This window comes from Bradyrhizobium sp. Ses1 (assembly GCF_059512365.1).
Genome location: NZ_JCAMOQ010000009.1, coordinates 40307 through 58343, shown reverse-complemented (window position 1 = coordinate 58343; position 18037 = coordinate 40307). Strand labels below are relative to the sequence as shown.

Annotated in this window: 17 protein-coding genes; 8 read left to right on the top strand and 9 right to left on the bottom strand. The window is 64.2% G+C overall.

The genetic code is table 11. The features are described 5' to 3' along the window. From AC5ZG5_RS13445 to AC5ZG5_RS13420, 6 genes are all read right to left on the bottom strand, one after another. Entirely contained in the window at positions 1–801 is an 801-nt protein-coding gene (locus AC5ZG5_RS13445) for an ABC transporter permease (RefSeq protein WP_456642621.1), read from the bottom strand. Between the two features lie 8 nt (positions 802–809). Next, the gene (locus tag AC5ZG5_RS13440; protein ID WP_456642622.1) at positions 810–1616 is read right to left on the bottom strand and encodes an ABC transporter ATP-binding protein; all 807 of its coding nucleotides are present in this window, start codon (positions 1614–1616) and stop codon (positions 810–812) included. Further along, positions 1595–2350: an ABC transporter permease gene (locus AC5ZG5_RS13435; RefSeq protein WP_456642623.1), complete on the bottom strand. Its 756-nt coding sequence runs from the start codon at positions 2348–2350 to the stop codon at positions 1595–1597. Before AC5ZG5_RS13435 ends, AC5ZG5_RS13440 begins: the two co-directional genes overlap by 22 nt. Position 2351: 1 nt before the next feature. Further along, entirely contained in the window at positions 2352–3317 is a 966-nt protein-coding gene (locus AC5ZG5_RS13430) for an ABC transporter substrate-binding protein (RefSeq protein ID WP_496165449.1), read from the bottom strand. A 59-nt stretch (positions 3318–3376) separates the two neighbouring features. Then, a complete protein-coding gene (locus tag AC5ZG5_RS13425) occupies positions 3377–4126 on the bottom strand; it encodes a GntR family transcriptional regulator (protein WP_456642625.1) in 750 nt (249 codons plus the stop codon). 193 nt (positions 4127–4319) lie between these two features. Beyond that, entirely contained in the window at positions 4320–6278 is a 1959-nt protein-coding gene (locus AC5ZG5_RS13420; RefSeq protein WP_456642626.1) for a putative bifunctional diguanylate cyclase/phosphodiesterase, read from the bottom strand. A 304-nt stretch (positions 6279–6582) separates the two neighbouring features. On the opposite strand from AC5ZG5_RS13420, the gene AC5ZG5_RS13415 reads away from it, so the two are divergent. Then, the gene (locus AC5ZG5_RS13415) at positions 6583–8196 is read left to right on the top strand and encodes a GMC family oxidoreductase (protein ID WP_130224975.1); all 1614 of its coding nucleotides are present in this window, start codon (positions 6583–6585) and stop codon (positions 8194–8196) included. A gap of 156 nt (positions 8197–8352) precedes the next feature. On the opposite strand, the gene hemE is transcribed toward AC5ZG5_RS13415, so the two are convergent. Next, positions 8353–9405 carry a uroporphyrinogen decarboxylase gene (gene hemE, locus AC5ZG5_RS13410; RefSeq protein WP_456642627.1) on the bottom strand — a complete coding sequence of 351 codons (1053 nt, stop codon included), beginning with the start codon at positions 9403–9405 and terminating at the stop codon, positions 8353–8355. Between the two features lie 127 nt (positions 9406–9532). Here hemE and AC5ZG5_RS13405 point away from each other — a divergent pair, with 127 nt between their 5' ends. After that, entirely contained in the window at positions 9533–9754 is a 222-nt protein-coding gene (locus AC5ZG5_RS13405) for a hypothetical protein (protein WP_028162593.1), read from the top strand. 149 nt (positions 9755–9903) lie between these two features. On the opposite strand, the gene AC5ZG5_RS13400 is transcribed toward AC5ZG5_RS13405, so the two are convergent. Both AC5ZG5_RS13400 and trhO read right to left on the bottom strand, forming a co-directional pair. Continuing rightward, on the bottom strand, positions 9904–10134 hold the full coding sequence (locus tag AC5ZG5_RS13400) for a SlyX family protein (RefSeq protein WP_456642628.1): 231 nt from the start codon (positions 10132–10134) through the stop codon (positions 9904–9906). Beyond that, entirely contained in the window at positions 10127–10876 is a 750-nt protein-coding gene (gene trhO, locus AC5ZG5_RS13395; protein ID WP_456642629.1) for an oxygen-dependent tRNA uridine(34) hydroxylase TrhO, read from the bottom strand. The genes AC5ZG5_RS13400 and trhO overlap by 8 nt, the downstream gene beginning before the upstream one ends. Before the next feature lie 165 nt (positions 10877–11041). Between trhO and ggt the strand changes: the two genes are divergently transcribed. The 6 genes from ggt to AC5ZG5_RS13365 all read left to right on the top strand — a co-directional run bounded on the left by ggt (position 11042) and on the right by AC5ZG5_RS13365 (position 18025). Beyond that, complete coding sequence (ggt, locus tag AC5ZG5_RS13390; protein WP_456642630.1) at positions 11042–12628, top strand: gamma-glutamyltransferase; 1587 nt, start codon at positions 11042–11044, stop codon at positions 12626–12628. 243 nt (positions 12629–12871) lie between these two features. Continuing rightward, positions 12872–13492 (top strand): (2Fe-2S)-binding protein, encoded by a 621-nt coding sequence (locus tag AC5ZG5_RS13385; protein ID WP_456642631.1) that lies wholly within the window; start codon positions 12872–12874, stop codon positions 13490–13492. 14 nt (positions 13493–13506) lie between these two features. After that, the gene (locus AC5ZG5_RS13380) at positions 13507–14523 is read left to right on the top strand and encodes an FAD binding domain-containing protein (protein WP_456642632.1); all 1017 of its coding nucleotides are present in this window, start codon (positions 13507–13509) and stop codon (positions 14521–14523) included. Between the two features lie 2 nt (positions 14524–14525). Further along, positions 14526–16799: a xanthine dehydrogenase family protein molybdopterin-binding subunit gene (locus AC5ZG5_RS13375; protein ID WP_456642633.1), complete on the top strand. Its 2274-nt coding sequence runs from the start codon at positions 14526–14528 to the stop codon at positions 16797–16799. Positions 16800–16944: 145 nt separating this feature from the next. Further along, positions 16945–17331, top strand: coding sequence for an FKBP-type peptidyl-prolyl cis-trans isomerase (locus AC5ZG5_RS13370; RefSeq protein ID WP_409334764.1), 387 nt, complete (start codon positions 16945–16947; stop codon positions 17329–17331). A 187-nt stretch (positions 17332–17518) separates the two neighbouring features. Continuing rightward, entirely contained in the window at positions 17519–18025 is a 507-nt protein-coding gene (locus tag AC5ZG5_RS13365) for a cupin domain-containing protein (protein ID WP_028162586.1), read from the top strand. Positions 18026–18037 lie beyond the last annotated feature (12 nt).

The following is an 18037-nucleotide window of genomic DNA, read 5'->3' as shown; positions in this document are numbered from 1 at the left end:
TTACGTCGCCGGCTGCACGGCGCCGGACCCGACGTCGTCGGCAGCGCTCTGGTCGGCGCGGGTGCCGGTCTGCCAGATCGCAGCCTTGCGCTCGATCCACTTGATCAAGGCATTGAAAGCCATCGCCATGAACAGCACCAGCAGCACGCCGGCGAACACATGCGGGCTGTCCAGGATGGTGCGGTAGCGCGAAATCAGGTAGCCGATGCCGGCGGACGAAATCAGCATCTCTGACACCACCACGCCGACGATCACAAGCGCGCCGCCGACGCGCAGGCCCGACAGCACGGTCGGGATCGCGGCGGGAATGATGACACGGACGAGGCGCTGACTCATCGTTGCGCCCATGCTGCGCGCGGCAAGTATGAGCTGCGGGTCGATGGTTTGGATGCCGGCCGCGGTTGCGAGCATCGTCGGCAGGAAACCGTAGATCGAGGCGAAGGCGATCTTGGATTCCGTGCCGATGCCGAGCCACACCGTGAACACGGGATAGAGGATCACGAGCGGCACCGCATAGAGGCTCGAGACCATCGGCATGATCAGCACGCGTGGCCGCGGCAGGCTGCCGACGATGGCGCCGAGCAGGATGCCGCCGCCGCAGGCGAACGCCATCGAGATCGCGACCTCATAGAGCGTCACCGCCAGCGCGTGGCCATATTCCGGCGCCTCGTTCCATCCGGCCCTGAGCGTCGAGGACAGCGACGGCAGGAACAGTTCCGGAATAAGACCGGTGCGCGGCAGGATTTCCCACAGCGCGATCAGGCCGATCACGATCAGATGCCGCAGCGTCTTCGCGCTCATCGCAAGCCTCACGCCGATTTGCGGATGTGCCGCCAGATGCGGTCGCGCAGCGTGCCGAAGGCATCGCCGCTCAGCATCTCATAGGTGCGCGGCCGCGGCAGCGGCACCTGCAGATGGTCGACGATGCGGCCGGGCCGAGCCGACATCACGATCACTTCGTCGGCGAGGTAGACCGCTTCGGTCAGGCTGTGGGTGACGAACACCACGGTCTTGCCGGTCGCCGACCAGATGCGCAGCAGCTCGTCGCCCATGGTCATGCGGGTCTGCTCGTCGAGCGCGGCGAACGGCTCGTCCATCAGCAGCACCGGCGGATCCTGCACCAGGCCGCGCGCGATCGAGACGCGCTGCTTCATGCCGCCGGACAATTCGTGCGGATGGCGCTTGCCGAAACCGTCGAGCCCGACCAGCTTCAGAGCCTCCTGCGCCTTGGCGCGACGCTCCGCTTTCGCCACGCCGCGCAGCGCCAGCGGAAACTCGACATTCTCTTCCGCGGTGAGCCAGGGGAACAGGCTCGCTTCCTGGAACACCACGCCGACACGGTCCGGGTCCGGCTTGGGGATCGGCGCGCCATTGATGGTGATGCTGCCCATGGTCTGCTGGCGCAGACCGGCCATCATCATCAGAAGCGTCGACTTGCCGCAGCCGCTCGGGCCGACCAGCACGACGAAGCGGCCCGGCTTGATCTCGAGCGAAACGTTGTCGAGCGCGACCACGTCCTGCGTTGAGGTCTTGAAGACCTGGCCGACATTCTTGACCTCGATCGCGCCGGCGCGGGGCGGAGGCTTGAGCTGTGTCACGTTCGCCAATGACTGCATCGCGTTTCCACCCATCTGATCAGTTCGTTGAAGGTCATCGCGATCGCCGCGACCATCACCACGCCTGCCAGCAATTGCTTCATCTGGAAGTTCTCGCCCCAGGTCGCGATCTGGTGGCCGATGCCATCGCGCGAGGCATACATCTCGGCGAGGATCACGCCGGTGAGGTTGAAGATCATGGAAATCCGCAACGCCTCCAGCAGCACCGGCAGCATGCTCGGCAGATAGACGCGGAACGCGGTCTGCGCGCGCGTCGCGCCGTAGGAGCGGGCGACCGTCAAATGCTCCACCTTCACCGACTCCACAGCCGTCGTGGTCGACATGATCACGATGAAGATGGTCGAGAAGAAGCCGAACCCGACCTTCTGCGAGAAGCCGACGCCGAACACCAGGATGAACATCGGCAGGAAGATCGATTTCGGGATGCTGAACGCGAAGAACAACAGCGGCTTTGCCACTTCCGCAAAGTAGCGGTTTTCCGCGATCAGGAACCCGATCAGTGCGCCTGAGGGGACCGCGAGCGCGAACGCCGCCAGCACTTCGGTTGCCGTCACCATCAGATCCTTGCGCACGGCGGCGCGCTGCAGGAGATCGCCGAGCGTCACCAGCGTGTCGGACGCCGACGGCAGCAGCCGCGGATTGACGATGCCGGTGCGCGACAACAGTTCCCACAGCGCAAAGATCGCGACCACGATCGCGATCCGCGCCAGCTTTATGGCAAGTGTGCCCTGCATCTCAGAACTTCGTCGGGACCGGCTTGAACTTGGTGGAGATGATCTCCTCCACCGGCACGATATCCTTGAGCCCGCCGAGCTTGGCGAGATCAAGCGAAAGCTGCACGGCGGCGGGCACGTTCGCGGCACCCATGTTGCCGTCGGTCTCCAGCTTCAGAATCGTGTTCTCATATTCCAGCGCGGCGATCTCGGCCGGCATCTCGTAAAGCTCGGCGATCAGCTTCACCGTTGTGTCGCGGTTGGCGCGCATGAATTGCAGCGCGCCGTAGAGCGCGTTGACGGCCTTCTGCACCACCTCGGGCTTGGCATCGGCATATTTGTCGAGCACGATCCAGCCGGCGCTCAGATTCGGCGGCACTTCCTTGGCGTAGTCGAGGATGGTGCGGGCCTCGCCCGACTTCGCAATCTGGAAGCTGAGCGGCGAATAGACCACGGCGGCATCGACATTGCCCGCGAGCAGGTTCGGCACCAGGCCGCCACCGCCGACCGGCACGCGGGTGAATTCGAGCTTCTTGTCCTGCGCCGTCCACAGCGCGAGCAGGTCGGAGCCGGAGCCGGCCGAGGTGATCGCCACCTTCTTGCCGCTCAGATCCTTCACCTCGAGCGTCGACTTGACCGGCACCATCAGTTGCCAGCCGAAGCTGCCCATCGCGGCATTGGCGACGAGCTTCGACATCACGCCCTTCTTGCGCCCGGCCGACACTAGGGACGGAGGGTCGAGGATGATGTCGGCAGCACCTGCCGCCATCGCCTCGAAGGTCTCGGCGCCGCCGCGGTAGATCGTCAGCTCGGCGTTGATGCCTTCCTTTTCGAACAGCTTCTGCCGCACGGCGGTCTCGGCGATCGTCGTCGGCCAATAGGTCTTGGTCGGCAGCCCGACGCGAATCGTCTCGGCCGCGGAGGCGGCGACGGGCGCTGCGAGCACGGTGACGGCGACGAGCGACGCCAGGGCATGGCGGCGGGACATGGGCATAGTTCTGTTTCCTCCAGGATGACTGCTTGTTTTCCGGGAACTGCGCCCGGCCTTCAGTTCGTGCCGTTCACCTCCGAGATCCGGGGCGCGGCGAGTTCGACGAATGCCATGGTGATCGTGAAGTGCTTGGACAGCGCGATGACGGCGGCATCCGCGTCGCGCCGGCGTACGGCTTCGACGATCGCGGCATGCTCGGCTTCGACATCGCGCGGCTCGCCGCGTCGGATCGACAGCCGGCGATAGCGCTCGCTCTGCTCGTGCAGTTCGTCACGAAAGCCGAGCAGCCATCGCGAGCCGCAGGCATTGACGAGCGCGCGATGAAAGACGCGGTGGCGCACCACCCATTCCTCGTAATGCACGCCCGGCTGATCGGGATAGCGGTAGGGCACCGCCTTGAGCGCCTCCCAGGCGGCCTCGACGGCAGCGAGCCAGGCGGCGTCGCCGCTCTCGATCGAACGCCGCAGCGCCAATCCTTCGATGTCGATCCGCGTCTGCGTGACGTCGGCGAGATCGGCGAGCGAGACCGGGCTGACGCGAAAGCCGCGCTGGTCGGAGGCCTGCACCAACCCGTCCGCCACCAGTCGCGACAGTGCCTCGCGCACCGCGGCGAGGCTGACGGAAAACTGTTTGGCCAGCCCCGCGATGTGGAGCTTCTGCCCGGGCAAGAGCCGGGTCGAAAGGATGTCCGCGCGCAGCCGCTCCTGCACCGCAGACGTGAGGCTTCGCGGCCGCTCGTCGCCAAATCCCTCACGAAAACTCAACTCGATGCCGTTCATGGCGGCGGAGATTGACGGGCCCGACAACTGCCGTCAATCGAAAATCGATTTTTCCAATTCTCCAGTTCCGCAATGCGACGACGCACCTCGCAGCGTGTTCACCGGTGCTGGTATTACGGATACCATTTCGCAGTTGCAAAAAGTCTGACCGCCTGAAGACGGAGCAGGGCGACGCGTCATTGCAGTGCGAGGAGCAAGTCGGAACGGTTCGGCGTCTAGTCTAGGCCGCGTGGATCGAGCGCTGCTTCTGGTCGAGCAGAGCAGGGATCTGTTCGGCCGGAACCGGGCGGCCAATGAAATAGCCCTGGGCCTCGTCGCAATTGGCCTGGCGCAGATATTCGAGCTGGTCCGCCGTTTCCACGCCTTCCGCCACCACGCCGATGCGCAGCTCCTGCGCAAGCCCGATCACGGACTTGACGATCGCAGCGCAGTCGGGCTGCACCAGCATGTCGCGGATGAAGGATTGGTCGATCTTGATGCGGCTAAAGGGCAGTTTGCGCAAGTATGTCAGCGACGAGAAGCCGGTGCCGAAATCGTCGAGCGCAACCGTCACCCCCAAATCCAACAGCGAGTTCAGGATCGACAAGGCTGATCCATACTTTGCGATCAGCATCGATTCTGTGATCTCGATCTCGAGCCGTTCGGGGCGCACGCCGGCTCGCGCAAGCGCCTGCACGATCGTCTGCAGGATGCCGGCATTGTTGAACTGCACCGCGGAGAAATTCACGGCCACGCGGATGTCGTCGGGCCATTCCGCAAGCGCCAGGCAGGCGCGGTGGACCACCCATTCGCCGATCTGGTGAATCAGCCCGGTCTCTTCCGCGATCGGGATGAAGTCGCCAGGCGACACCAGCCCACGCTCGGGATGCTGCCAGCGCAGCAGCGCTTCGAACCCGGTGATGCGGTTTTCGCCGATCTCGATGAATGGCTGATAGACCAGGAATAACTCGTTCCGCTCGATTGCCCCTTCCAGATCCCGCCGCAATGCCAGGCGATCGCGCGCCGACTTGTCGTCGCCCGGTTCGAAGAAACAGATCGTGCCGGGTCCCGCCTTCTTGGCGCGATACAGCGCGATGTCGACGTGTTTCATGAGGTCGTGGGGCGTGTTGCCGTCGCGCGGCGCCAGCACGATGCCGACGCTGGTTGCCCCGAACGCTTCGCGTCCATCGATCACCAACGGATCGTCGAAGGAGGCAACGAAACACTCGGCGATCTCGAAGGCCTCTTTCGGCCTGGTCAGATTGGCCATGATCAGCGCGAACTCGTCGCCACCGATGCGCGCGACGTGTTCGGTGGCGCGGGTGCAGCGCTGCAATCGCGCAGCCGCCTGGATCAGAAACTCGTCGCCGGCGGGATGGCCGAACTTGTCGTTCACTTCCTTGAAGCGGTCGAGATCGAGCAGCAGGACGGCAAACTCCTCGCCGGTGCGTGCCAGCCGGTCAAGCGCGGCTTCCAGGTCTTCGTTGAAGGCAATTCGGTTCGGCAGCCCTGTCAGCAGATCCCGCCGCACGGTCCGCTCCGCCTCGAGCTGGGTGATGATGCGCCGTGTGAATTCGAAGGAATTGACGAACACGGCGCGGAGCAGCACGAAGCCATAGATTGCGAGCAGGATTGCAACCAGCAGGTAGACAAAATCGCCAATCCTGTACAGGCAGATCGTGGAGCCGATGAAGATCGGCGTGGTGAAGGCGATGGTGGCGATCGGGATGGTGGCGAAGGCGAGCGCACCGCCCGCAAGCATTCCGGCGCAAAGACAGGTGATCACCAGTTGGCCGCCATTCGAGGCGTTGGCAAAGAACGCCACCGGAACGATCGCCCACGCGGACCCTAGTACGACTGCATTTAGCACCAATCGATGCATGGTGCGGCGAGAGACGAATTGCGGCTTCGCGATCCGTCGCGACGCGCGTGACTGCCATCCGAGCCATGCTGCGCCGCCGGCCACGGCCGCGGTCCAGATGCTGGCACGAAGCCAGTCCGCCGAGTGCCAGAGCGCGATCGCAAGTATGATCGCATTGCAGATGTTGGCCAGCATGAAGCCGACGGCATGGCCGAGCACAAGCGACATCTGCTCGGAGCGGATATAGCCGGCGCCGGTCTCGTCGGTTGCCGGTCCGCCGAACGCGGCGAGATCGCCGGCGAACAGTTTTGAGAGATATGAGCTCAGATACGTCCGCATCCCTCGCCCTGCAGGCCTGGCCCCAAGGCGGGTGCCGATTGCGGAACCTCGCTGCAAAGCTTTGACAAACTATGAATTATGGACCGGGCGGACATTGCAACAAGACGTTGTGACAACCGCGTGCGCGTGCATCGCTAACAAATCGATACAAATGCGCTTGACCGCGATTGAGCGCGGCGCCGGCGGAGCCGCCAACTGAGCGCGGCAGTCAAGGCCCTCAGGCGAAGGCGCATGGCCATAAGTCTTTTCAAATTGTAGCTTTGTCTGTACGACCACAGAAAATAAAAACCCTGGGGGAAACAAAATGAACAATAACAATGACAGCTTGGAATTTGATTACGTCATCGTCGGCGCCGGTTCCGCCGGTTGCGTGCTCGCCAATCGCTTGAGCGCCGACGGCAAGAATTCGGTGCTGCTGCTCGAAGCGGGACCCAGGGACACCAACATCTGGATCCATGTGCCGCTCGGCTACGGCAAACTGTTCAAGGAAAAAACCGTCAACTGGATGTACCAGACCGAGCCCGAGCCGGAACTGCACGGGCGCCAGGTCTTTCAGCCCCGCGGAAAAGTGCTGGGCGGTTCGAGCTCGATCAACGGTCTGCTCTATGTGCGCGGCCAGCACGAGGATTACGACCGCTGGCGTCAGCACGGCAATGCCGGTTGGGGCTATGACGACGTGCTGCCTTATTTCAAGCGGGCGGAAGACCAGCAGCGCGGCGCGAATAAGTATCACGGCGCCGGCGGTCCGCTGCCGGTCTCGGACTGGCGGCATCACGATCCGCTGTCGGAAGCCTTCGTGAAGGCGGCGGCCGAGGTCGGCATTCCCACCAATCCCGATTTCAATGGCGCGACGCAGGAAGGCGCCGGCTTCTTCCAGACCACGACGCGGCGCGGGCGCCGCGCCAGCAGCGCGTTCTCCTATCTGCGCCCGGCGATGAAGCGCGGCAATCTGCATGTCGAGACCTCGGCGCTGGCGCAGCGCATCGTCTTCGAAGGCCGCCGTGCTCGTGCGGTCGAATTCAAGCAGGAGGGGCGGGTCCGCACGGCGCGTGCGCGGCGCGAGATCCTGGTCGCCGGCGGCGCCTACAACTCACCGCAACTGCTGCAGCTCTCCGGCGTCGGTCCGGCGGCGCTCTTGAAGAAGCACGGCATCGAGGTCGTGCTCGACCAGGCGGGCGTCGGCAATGATCTACAGGATCATCTGCAGGTGCGGCTGATCACGCGCTGCCTGCAGCGCGTCACGCTCAACGACGTCGTCAACCATCCGCTGCGACGCCTTTGGGCGGGCGCGCATTATGCGGCCTTGCGGCGCGGCCCGCTGACGATCGCCGCCGGCACTTCGGGCGCATTCTTCAAGACCGATCCGCGACTGGCGACGCCGGACATCCAGATCCACTTCATCCCGTTCTCGACCGACAAGATGGGCGAGAACCTGCACATGTTTTCAGGCTTCACCGCCTCTGTCTGTCAGCTCCGCCCCGAAAGCCGCGGCTCGCTCCGCATCAAAAGTGCGGACGCTTCCGTGCCGCCGGAAATCCGCATCAATTATCTGTCGACCGAAACCGACCGTCGCGCCTTCATCGACGGCCTTCGCATCCTGCGCAAGATCCTCGCAGCGCCGGCGCTGAAGACCTATTGCGCGGAAGAGATCGAGCCGGGTCCGAAGACGATCAGCGATGAGGACCTGCTCGATTTCTGCCGCCGCACCGGCTCAACGGTCTATCACCCGACCTCGACCTGCCGCATGGGCAACGACGCGCTGGCCGTCGTCGATCAACGGCTCAAGGTGCGCGGCATCGAAGGTTTGCGCGTGGTCGATGCTTCGATCATGCCCGACCTGATGTCAGGCAACACCAACGCGCCGACGATCATGATCGCGGAAAAGGCGTCGGACATGATTTTGGAGGATGCGCGCTGATCGCCTCTCCCCGCCTGCGGGGAGAGGCCGGATCGCATCGCAAGATGCGATCCGGGTGAGGGGAGCCTCCGCGAATCCGTCTGCCACCATATACGCGGCGAGAGCCCCTCACCCCAACCCTCTCCCCGTAAGAACGGGGAGAGGGAGAAGAAATAGCTAACCTCGATACGCCCGCACCCGCTGCACCATCTGCTCGACATGGGCGATCGGCGTCTCCGGCTGGATGCCGTGGCCGAGATTGAAGATCAGCCGGCCCTTGCCGTAATTCTCCAGCACATCGTCGACCGCGCGATCGAGCGCGTCGCCGCCGGCGATCAGCGCGAGCGGATCGAGATTGCCCTGCACCGCGGTGCGGCTCTGCACGCGTTCGCGGATCATCGCGGGCTCCGCAGTCCAGTCGATGCTGACGGCGTTGACGCCGGTTGCTTCCACATAGGCGGGAAGCATGCCGGCCGCGCCACGGGGAAAGCCGATGATCTTGGCGTCCGGCACCTGCCTCCGCACACCCTCGACGATGCGCCGCGCCGGCTCGATCGACCAGCGTTCGAATTCGCGCGGCGGCAGCACGCCGGCCCAGCTGTCGAACAATTGCAGGCAGTCGGCTCCGGCTTTCAACTGACCGACGAGATAGTGGATCGAATTCTCCACCAGTACGTCGATGATCTTTTCGAATGCCGCGGGCTGTCGATAGGCCATCATCCGCGCCGGCGCCTGATCGGGCGTGCCCTGGCCCGCGACCATATAGGTTGCGACCGTCCATGGCGCGCCGCAGAAGCCGATCAGCGCGATCCCGTCGTCGAGCTCGCGCCGCACGCGGCGCAGCGCTTCATAGACCGGCTCGAGCTTTGTGAAGTCTGCATGCGCGGCAAGCGTCTTCACTTTTTCGGGCGTATCGAGCGGATCAAGCCGTGGGCCTTCGCCGGCCTCGAACCGCACCGAGCGTCCCAGTGCATAGGGAATGACGAGGATGTCGGAGAAGATGATCGCCGCATCGAAGTTGAAGCGGCGGATCGGCTGCAGCGTGACTTCGGCGGCATAGTCCGGCGTGAAGCACAGATCGAGGAAGCTGCCGGCTTTGGCCCGCAATTCGCGATATTCAGGCAGATAGCGGCCGGCCTGCCGCATCATCCAGATCGGCGGGATCGGCTGCCGCTTGCCGGCAAGCACATCAAGGAGCGGCTTGGAAGAAGCTTGGGAATCTTGGGACAAGAAAGGTTCCTGCTGAAACGGCTGACATTTTGACGCTTCTGATACACGGCGCGCCGCGTCCGGCCAAGGCGAATCTGGAACCGCCGGCGAGCACGGTGCGTTGATCCCGCGCAAATGGAGGGAGCATATGGCTGAGAAATTCAATCCGGCGCCGCATGACAAGCATGCCGATGACCCGCGCGAGGCGCTCGCCGCCGATCGCGAGACGCACGAGAAACTTGAGGCTGGCCTGGAGCACACCTTTCCGGCCTCCGACCCCGTGAGCGCGGCCCAACCTTCGCCGACCAAGCACGATGGCGAAAGCGAAGACCCGTCGCTCTGGGAAAAAGTGAAGGCAGTGTTCCGCTAGCCGTCATCGCGAACGAGCCTCCGTCGTCCTCGCGAAAGCGAGGACCCATAACCACAGGATTTAGTGTTGCGCTCGGAACTGAGTCCGGAGCTCATCTTGGATGGCGGTGGTTATGGGTCCCGGATCAAGCCCGGGACGACGGCCACATTTCAATAATGCGGCGGCCGCTCGTTGACCGCGGCGGCCGTGTTGCTTTCGGCTTCCTGCAACCGCTCGCGCAATTCCCCCATTTGTCGCGTCAGCGCATCGATCTGCTTCCATTGCGCGGTGATGGTCTCGTTCAGCGTCTCGATCGTGTCGTCCTGATAGGCGATCCGCGTTTCGAGCGCATCGATGCGCTCGGCGAGTGTCTTCGCATCAGGCGTCTTGGCGTCAATCATGGGCGGTCTCTTTTCCGCGCTCGCGCAAGCCGTGGCCGAGCGCGACCCGTTCGTCGAATACGAAACATTCGCCGCGCCAGCGGCTCTCCTGCTTCGGCATCTCTTCCAGGTATTTCAGGATGCCGCCCTTGAGGTGGTACACTTCACCGAAGCCGCGCGCGAGCAAAAAGCTGCTCGCCTTCTCGCAGCGGATGCCGCCGGTGCAGAACATCGCGATCTTCCGGTGCCTGGCCGAATCGAGCTCGCGCGCGGCAAAGTCCTTGAACTGTCCGAAACTCTTGATGCCGGGATCGACCGCGCCCTCGAACGTGCCCAGCGCGACCTCGAAGGCGTTGCGGGTGTCGATCACAAGCGTGTCAGGATCGGCGATCAGCACATTCCACTCGGCGGGATCGACATAGATCCCGACCTGCCGCGTCGGATCGACGGAGGTATCGCCGAGCGTGACGATCTCCTTCTTCAGCCGCACCTTCATTCGCTGGAACGGCATTGCGGAGGCTTCCGAGAATTTCAGCTCCAATCTGTCGAGCCGGTCGCCGAACAGCGCGCCGTGCCGCAGTTCCCCGACAAAGGCGTCGATCGCCTCGGCGCGTCCCGCGATGGTGCCATTGACGCCCTCGCTCGCCAGCAGGATGCTGCCCCTCAACCCGAGACCAGCAGAGATTGCGTGTAGGGGGTCGCGCAGCTCCCGGTAATCGGGCAGGCTGGCGAATTGGTAGAAGGCGGCGACTTTCAGCGGCATGGCGCGGATTTATCAGGCAGTTGGGCCAGCGAAAACCCTTAGTCGGATGTCCCGGCGCAACGCAGCTCTGGCATGCCAGCCATTGCAGAGAACGGTACGAATATGTCATGTAGCTCCCGCCTCGCCGGGAACTCCAATGCAGAACAACCAAGTGAGCTACCTTTAATGAGAAACTTCCATTTCGCCGGCCGCTCCACCGTCCACTCGCTCAACGGCATGGTGGCGACGTCGCACCCGGAGGCCGCGCTGGCGGCGATCGACGTGATGCGCGAGGGCGGCACGGCGGTGGATGCGGCGATCGCTGCGTCCGCGCTGCTGGCGGTGATCGAGCCGCAATCGACCGGCATCGGCGGGGACTGCTTTGCGCTGGTGCAGCCGCGAGGCGAGGGCAAGATCACGGCCTATAACGGCTCGGGCCGCGCCCCGATGGCGGCGACCTGCGAGTGGTATCTCGAGCGCAAGATCCATTCGGTGCCGCTGACCTCGGCGCATGCGGTGAGCATCCCCGGCGCCATCGATGCCTGGCAGACGATCCTGAACGATCACGGCAAGTTCGGCCTCGACAAGCTGCTGCAACCGGCGATCAAGGCCGCGGAAGAGGGCTATGTCGTCGCGCCCCGCATCGCCTTCGACTGGAAGAACCAGTTCGAGAAACTGAAGAACGGCACCAACACCGCGCGCTATCTGTTGCCGCACGGCAAGCCCGCGGTCGCGGGCGACGTGATCCGCCAGCCCGAGCTCGGCAAGACGCTGCGTGCGATCGCAAAGGACGGCCCGAAGGCCTTCTACACCGGTGAGATCACCGAGGACATGGTCGCGACGCTGCGCAGCATCGGCGGCCTGCACACGCTGGACGATTTCGCTGATCATTCGACCGAGGTCACCGCGCCGATCGGCACCATCTACAAGGGCTATGACGTCTGGCAGTGCCCACCGAACGGCCCGGGCATCACGATGCTGGTGATGCTCAACATCCTCTCGCGTTTCGATCTGACCAAGTTCCCCGCGCTCAGCGTCGAACGTTTCCATCTCGAGGCGGAGGCCGCGCGCATCGCCTACATGATGCGCGAGCAGCACATCGGCGATCCGCGGCACGTGCATGTGGATGTCGCCGGCATCCTGGCCAAGGAATTCGCCGACGAATACATCAAGAACATCCGCATGGACCGGCTGCTGGAACTGCCGAATGTCGCGCCGCCGATGAATCCGTCGACGGTCTACATCACCGTGGTCGACAAGGACCGCAACGTCTGCTCCTTCATCAACTCGATCGCGCACTCCTTCGGCTCGGCGATCGTCTCCAACAAGACCGGCATCCTCTTGCAGAACCGCGCCGGCGGCTTCCGCATCCAGCCCGGCCATCCCAACTGCATCGCGCCGGGCAAGCGTCCCCTGCATACGATCATCCCGAGCCTCGCGACCAAGAACGGCCGCGCAATCATGCCGTTCGGCGTGATGGGCGGGCAGTACCAGCCGGTCGGCCAGACCCGTGTGCTGACCAACATCCTCGACTATGGCTGCGACGTGCAGGAAGCGATCGATATGCCGCGCGGCCTGCATTACGAGGGCGTCTATCAGCTCGAGGACAGCGTGCCGGCCGCGATCGTCGAAGGCTTGAAGAAGATAGGGCACAAGACCACCAGCGTGGTTGCTCCGCTCGGTGGCGGGCAGGCGATCTGGATCGATTGGGACAAGGGCACGCTGACCGGCGGTTCCGATCCGCGCAAGGACGGCTGCGCGCTCGGTTACTAGAGCATTTTCTCGGTTCTGATTGAATCAGAACCCAGGCTCTAGATTCTCCTCTCGACGCGTTTTCTTCACGCGAACCGGTATTCACTTCGCTCGAAAACGCTCCAAGCGCGTCTTCAGCATCCTGGAACTGGCGCTGCTTCACAGCGCTGTGCTTCGTCATCTCCGGAACAACGCTTCACCGCCTTTGTTAGGGCGGTGAGGCGCAGGCGTGCGCCGCAATTCCTTTCGCAAGCGGAGCCCGTCATGGATGACAAGACAAATCCGCAATCTCGTTCCAGCTTCAATCGGCGTTCGTTCCTTGCGGGAGCTGCCGGCGGCGCGATGTTCCCGCTGACGGCACGCGCGGCCGGACCGGCGACGACCACGATCCCCTCGACACAGGATCCCACGCTTCCCGTTCCCGTGACGCTGCGCGTCAACGGCCAGGACAATGCCCTCAACATCGATGCGCGCACCACGGTGCTCGACGCGCTGCGCGAGCATATAGGGCTCACCGGCAGCAAGAAGGGCTGCGACCACGGCCAGTGCGGCGCCTGCACCGTGCTGATCGAGGGGCGTCGCGTGCTGTCCTGCCTGACGCTCGCGCTGTCGGCGCAGGATCACGAGATCACCACGATCGAAGGTCTCTCCAACGGCGTGCGGCTGCATCCGATGCAGCAGGCCTTCATCGACCAGGATGCCTTCCAGTGCGGTTATTGCACGCCAGGCCAGATCATGTCGGCGATCGCCTGCGTGAAGGAAGGCCGCGCCGGCAGCGACGAGGACATCCGCGAATATATGAGCGGCAACATCTGCCGCTGCGCCGCCTATCCGAACATCGTGGCCGCCGTGAAGCAGGCCGCGCCCGAAATCCTCTCTGGCTGACAGAGGAGCCAATCATGCGATCCTTTGCCTATCAAAGAGCCGCCGATCCCTCTGCGGCCATCCAGGCGCTGGCGGCGGCAAGCGCCAGCAATAATCCCCTGACCGAAGCCGAAATCCAGCCGCTTGCCGGCGGCACCACGCTGCTCGACCTGATGAAGCTCGACGTGATGCGCCCGCGCGCAATCGTCGACATCAATCCGCTGTCGCCGACGTGGGCTACGGTCAGCCTGGAGAACGGCAATCTGCGCCTCGGCGCGATGGCGCGGATGGCCGACGTCGCCGCCAAGCCGGAGATCCAGCAGAACTATCCCGTCGTCGCCGACTCGTTGAAGCTCGCCGCGAGCGCGCAGCTTCGCAATATGGCCACCCTCGGCGGCAACGTGCTGCAGCGGACCCGCTGCACCTATTTCCGCGACGTCAGCTATGAGGCCTGCAACAAGCGCAATCCGGGCTCGGGCTGCGCCGCGATGGACGGCTTCAACCGCACCCACGCGGTGCTCGGCACTTCGGACAAATGCATCGCAACCTATCCCGGCGATTTCGCGCAGGCCCTGATCGCGCTCGATGCGAGCGTGGACATCACCGGCACGTCCGGCACCCGGACTATTCCCTTTGCGCAATTGCACAAGGCGCCTGGCAACACGCCGCAGCTCGAGACCACGCTCGAGCCGGGTGAACTGATCTCCGGTTTCACCATCCCCGGCCGCTGGCCGCGCTCGGCCTATCTCAAGGTGCGGGACCGCCAGTCCTACGAATTCGCTTTGGCATCGGCTGCGATCGCGCTCGATGTTCAGGACGGCACGGTGCGAGATGCGCGCATCGCACTTGGCGGTGTCGCAACGCTGCCATGGCGGGCGCGCGACGCCGAAGCTGAGCTCAAAGGCCAGAAGTTCGACGATGCACTGGCAGAACGAGTGGCTGAAGTCGCCTTCGAAGGCGCGTCCGCGCGCAGCCATAATGAATTCAAGATCGAGCTCGGCAAGCGCGTCGTCGCCCGCGCGCTGCATCAGGCCATGACCATGGAGATCTGACGATGACGACAGCCGCTCCCGCTCCCAAGGCCAATATGGGCCAGCCGATCCCGCGCTATGATGCCGTCGCCAAGGTGACCGGGACGGCGCAATATGCTGCCGACATGCCACTGCGCGATCCGGCCTATGCCTATCTCGTCACCAGCGCGATCGCGAAGGGCCGTGTCGACAACTTCGACCTGTCCGAAGCGCAGAAGGTGCGCGGCGTTGTCGATATCGTGACGCATGAGAATGCGGAGCACCTCGAGCCCGCAAAGTTCTTCAGCAATGGCGGCTATGCGTCCACGACCAATCAGCCGCTGCGATCTCCTGACATTGCCGAGGAGGGCCAGATCATCGCGGTCGTGCTCGCGGATACCTATGAGGCGGCGCGCGAGGCCGCGCATCGGGTCAAGGTGAGCTATACGGCGGCGACGCCGACTGCGAGCTTTCATTCGCCCGGCACGGTCGCGGCCCGCGCCAAGGGCCAGCTTGCGATGTTCAAGGACGACCCGAAGGTCGGCGATTTCGACAAGGCGTTCGAGGAGGCGGAGGTGCAGATTTCGGCCGAGTATGAAACGCCGCCGCAGCACCACAATCCGATGGAGCTGTTCGCCACCAGCGTCGCCTGGAATGGCGACAGCCTGACCATCTACGAACCAAGCCAGTTCGTCCACGGCCTGAAGAACGGAGTTGCCACCCAGCTCGGCATTGATCCGGACCGGGTGCATGTGGTCAATCCCTATGTCGGCGGCGCCTTCGGCTCGAAGGGCTCGATGACCCCGCGCACCGCGATCATGGCAAGCATTTCCCGTCGCCTGCGCCGCCCGGTGAAGCTCGTCGCGACTCGAGACCAGGGTTTCAACGTCTCGACCTACCGCGCCGAGACGCGCCATCGCGTCGAACTCGGCGCGACGAGCGACGGCAAGCTGACGGCGTTGCGGCACGAGGGCTGGGAAATTTCATCGCGCGCGGACGCCTATTGCGTCGGCGGCACCAAGACCACGACACGGCTCTATGACTGCCCGAATGTCGACAGCCTGGTCTGGATCGTGCGTGCCGACCGCAACACGCCGGGCTTCATGCGCTCGCCGCCGGAAGTGCCCTACCTCTTCGCGCTGGAAAGCGCGATGGACGAATTGGCGTATCAGTTGAAGATGGACCCGATCGAGCTGCGGCGCGTCAACGACACGAACCGGGAGCCGATCGGCGGCAAGCCTTACACGTCTCGCTCGCTGATGGCCTGTTTCGACGAGGGGGCCAAGGCGTTCGGCTGGGCGGAGCGCAACCGCGAGCCCCGATCGATGGCGGACGGCGAGTGGCTGATCGGCTATGGCTGCGCCACCACCTGCTATCCGACCCAGATGGCGCCGGCCGCGGCCCGCGTGCGGCTGCGGCGCGATGGGCGCGTGCGCGTCGAGATCGCCGGTCACGAGATCGGCAATGGCGCCTACACCGTCATCGCGCAGGCGGCCGCTGAGAAGCTCGGCGTTCCCGTCGAGAAGGTCACCGTCGTGATCGGCGACAGCGACTTGCCGCCGGCGCCGGTGGCCGGCGGCTCGAACTCGACCGCGAGCACCTGCTCCACCGTGATGATGGTGTGCGACCAGGTCAGGCAGCGGCTGCTCAAGGCCCTGATGCCGAACCAAGGGCAGACCGTCGGCCAGACGCCGTCAGGCGGAGCCTCGCGCAGTGACCAGCGGCTCGATCTCGATCGTGAGGCAGCGTTCGACGCGCTCGGCGTCAGCGTGATCGAGGAGTATGGCGAGTGGAAACCCGACGGCGCGCCGGCGGACTCATTCCGCGCCATGCATAACGGCCAGGTGCGCATGGTCGGCGGCCCGGAGTTCGGCGGCAGGATCGCCTACGCTTTCGGCGCCGACTTCGTCGAGGTGCGCGTCAACCGCTTCACGCATGAGATCCGGGTGCCGCGCGTGCTCGGCGCCTTTGCCGCCGGCCATATCATGAACCCGCGCACCGCGCGCAGCCAGCTGATGGGCGGCCTGATCTGGGGCGTGGCCTCCGCGCTGCATGAGGCGACCGAGCTCGACGAGCGCTATGCGCGCTACGTCAATGACAATCTCGCCGACTATCTCGTGCCGGTGAACGCCGATATTCCTGACGTCGAGGTGATCCTGCTCCCGGAGGAGGATGCGCAAGTCAATCCGGCCGGCGTCAAGGGACTCGGCGAGCTCGGCAATGTCGGCACCAACGCGGCCGTCTGCAACGCGATCTTTCACGCCACCGGTCAGCGCATCCGGAGATTGCCGGTGCGTTTGGAAAAGATCGAGGCATAGCGCGTCGAAAAAGAGCTAGGGAATTCGCCTGCCTTGCGTTAGAGACGTGCCGCCCTACGTAAAGAAGGTAGTTGCGATGCGCTCCAGCCGACGTACCATCGTCAAGACCATCGCTGCCGTCGCGGCCGCGATCTCCGTTCCCGCCATGTCGAAGATGGCATTGGCCCAACCAGCAGGAAAGACCGTGACGACACCTTCAGGACTGCAGATCATCGATACCAAGGAGGGCACCGGTGCTTTCCCGAAACCCGGCCAGATTTGCGTCATGCACTACACCGGCTGGCTCTACGAGAACGGCCAGAAGGGCAAGAAATTCGACTCGTCGGTGGATCGCAACGAGCCGTTCGAATTTCCGATCGGCCAGCGCAAGGTAATCACCGGCTGGGACGAGGGCGTCGCCACGATGAAGGTCGGCGGCAAGCGCACCCTCATCATCCCGCCCAATCTGGGCTACGGCGCGCGCGGCGCCGGCGGCGTGATCCCGCCGAATGCAACGCTGATGTTCGACGTCGAATTGCTGGCCGTGAAGTAGAGGCCGGGTTCTCTCTCCGTCATGCCCGGGCTCGTCCCGGGCATCCACGCGCTTTCGACCCGACTAGCCAAGACGTGGATGGCCGGGTCAAGCCCGGCCATGACGAGCAGAGGTGTCTGGTTTCATCTGGCCTGCGACCGCGTTTTTCTGTAGCGTTACCGCGATAGTCTTTTTGAAGGCAGCAGAGATGAGCGGCACCCACGACCACTCGCATTCCCACGATCACGACGAACGCTGGAAGCATGACGGCGTTCGCGTCATTCCCGGCAACCAGCTCGATCCGAACGTGCCGTCGACAGCCGGCATGGACCGCAAGGCCGCGATCAACTTTGCCCGCGTCGGCGCGCAAAAACTTTGGGCCGGCACCGTCACCATCAAGCCCGACGCCAAGACCGGCGCGCACCATCACGGCCATCTCGAAAGCATCATCTATGTCGTGAAAGGCAAGGCGCGGATGCGCTGGGGTGAACACCTGCAATTCACGGCGGAAGCCGGCCCCGGCGATTTCATCTTCGTGCCGCCCTATGTGCCGCATCAGGAGATCAACGCCAGCCCGGACGAAGTGCTCGAATGCGTGCTGGTCCGCAGCGACGGCGAGGCGGTCGCGATCAACCTCGACATCGAGCCGGTGGAGAAGCCGGAGACGGTGCTGTGGGTCGATCCGGTGCACCGGCATCCGGATGAGAAGAAGTGACGGAGCGGTACT

Excerpts from the sequence above, each read along its gene's own strand:
- AC5ZG5_RS13405 (WP_028162593.1), top strand. The coding sequence starts at position 9,533 with ATGGCTGAGAAATTCAATCCGGCGCCGCATGACAAGCATGCCGATGAC.
- AC5ZG5_RS13385 (WP_456642631.1), top strand. The coding sequence starts at position 12,872 with ATGGATGACAAGACAAATCCGCAATCTCGTTCCAGCTTCAATCGGCGT.
- AC5ZG5_RS13365 (WP_028162586.1), top strand. The coding sequence starts at position 17,519 with ATGAGCGGCACCCACGACCACTCGCATTCCCACGATCACGACGAACGC.
- AC5ZG5_RS13445 (WP_456642621.1), bottom strand. The coding sequence starts at position 801 with ATGAGCGCGAAGACGCTGCGGCATCTGATCGTGATCGGCCTGATCGCG.
- trhO (WP_456642629.1), bottom strand. The coding sequence starts at position 10,876 with ATGCCGCTGAAAGTCGCCGCCTTCTACCAATTCGCCAGCCTGCCCGAT.
- AC5ZG5_RS13435 (WP_456642623.1), bottom strand. The coding sequence starts at position 2,350 with ATGCAGGGCACACTTGCCATAAAGCTGGCGCGGATCGCGATCGTGGTC.
- AC5ZG5_RS13370 (WP_409334764.1), top strand. The coding sequence starts at position 16,945 with ATGTCGAAGATGGCATTGGCCCAACCAGCAGGAAAGACCGTGACGACA.
- AC5ZG5_RS13440 (WP_456642622.1), bottom strand. The coding sequence starts at position 1,616 with ATGCAGTCATTGGCGAACGTGACACAGCTCAAGCCTCCGCCCCGCGCC.
- AC5ZG5_RS13380 (WP_456642632.1), top strand. The coding sequence starts at position 13,507 with ATGCGATCCTTTGCCTATCAAAGAGCCGCCGATCCCTCTGCGGCCATC.
- AC5ZG5_RS13420 (WP_456642626.1), bottom strand. The coding sequence starts at position 6,278 with ATGCGGACGTATCTGAGCTCATATCTCTCAAAACTGTTCGCCGGCGAT.
- AC5ZG5_RS13430 (WP_496165449.1), bottom strand. The coding sequence starts at position 3,317 with ATGTCCCGCCGCCATGCCCTGGCGTCGCTCGTCGCCGTCACCGTGCTC.
- AC5ZG5_RS13415 (WP_130224975.1), top strand. The coding sequence starts at position 6,583 with ATGAACAATAACAATGACAGCTTGGAATTTGATTACGTCATCGTCGGC.
- AC5ZG5_RS13375 (WP_456642633.1), top strand. The coding sequence starts at position 14,526 with ATGACGACAGCCGCTCCCGCTCCCAAGGCCAATATGGGCCAGCCGATC.
- ggt (WP_456642630.1), top strand. The coding sequence starts at position 11,042 with ATGAGAAACTTCCATTTCGCCGGCCGCTCCACCGTCCACTCGCTCAAC.
- AC5ZG5_RS13400 (WP_456642628.1), bottom strand. The coding sequence starts at position 10,134 with ATGATTGACGCCAAGACGCCTGATGCGAAGACACTCGCCGAGCGCATC.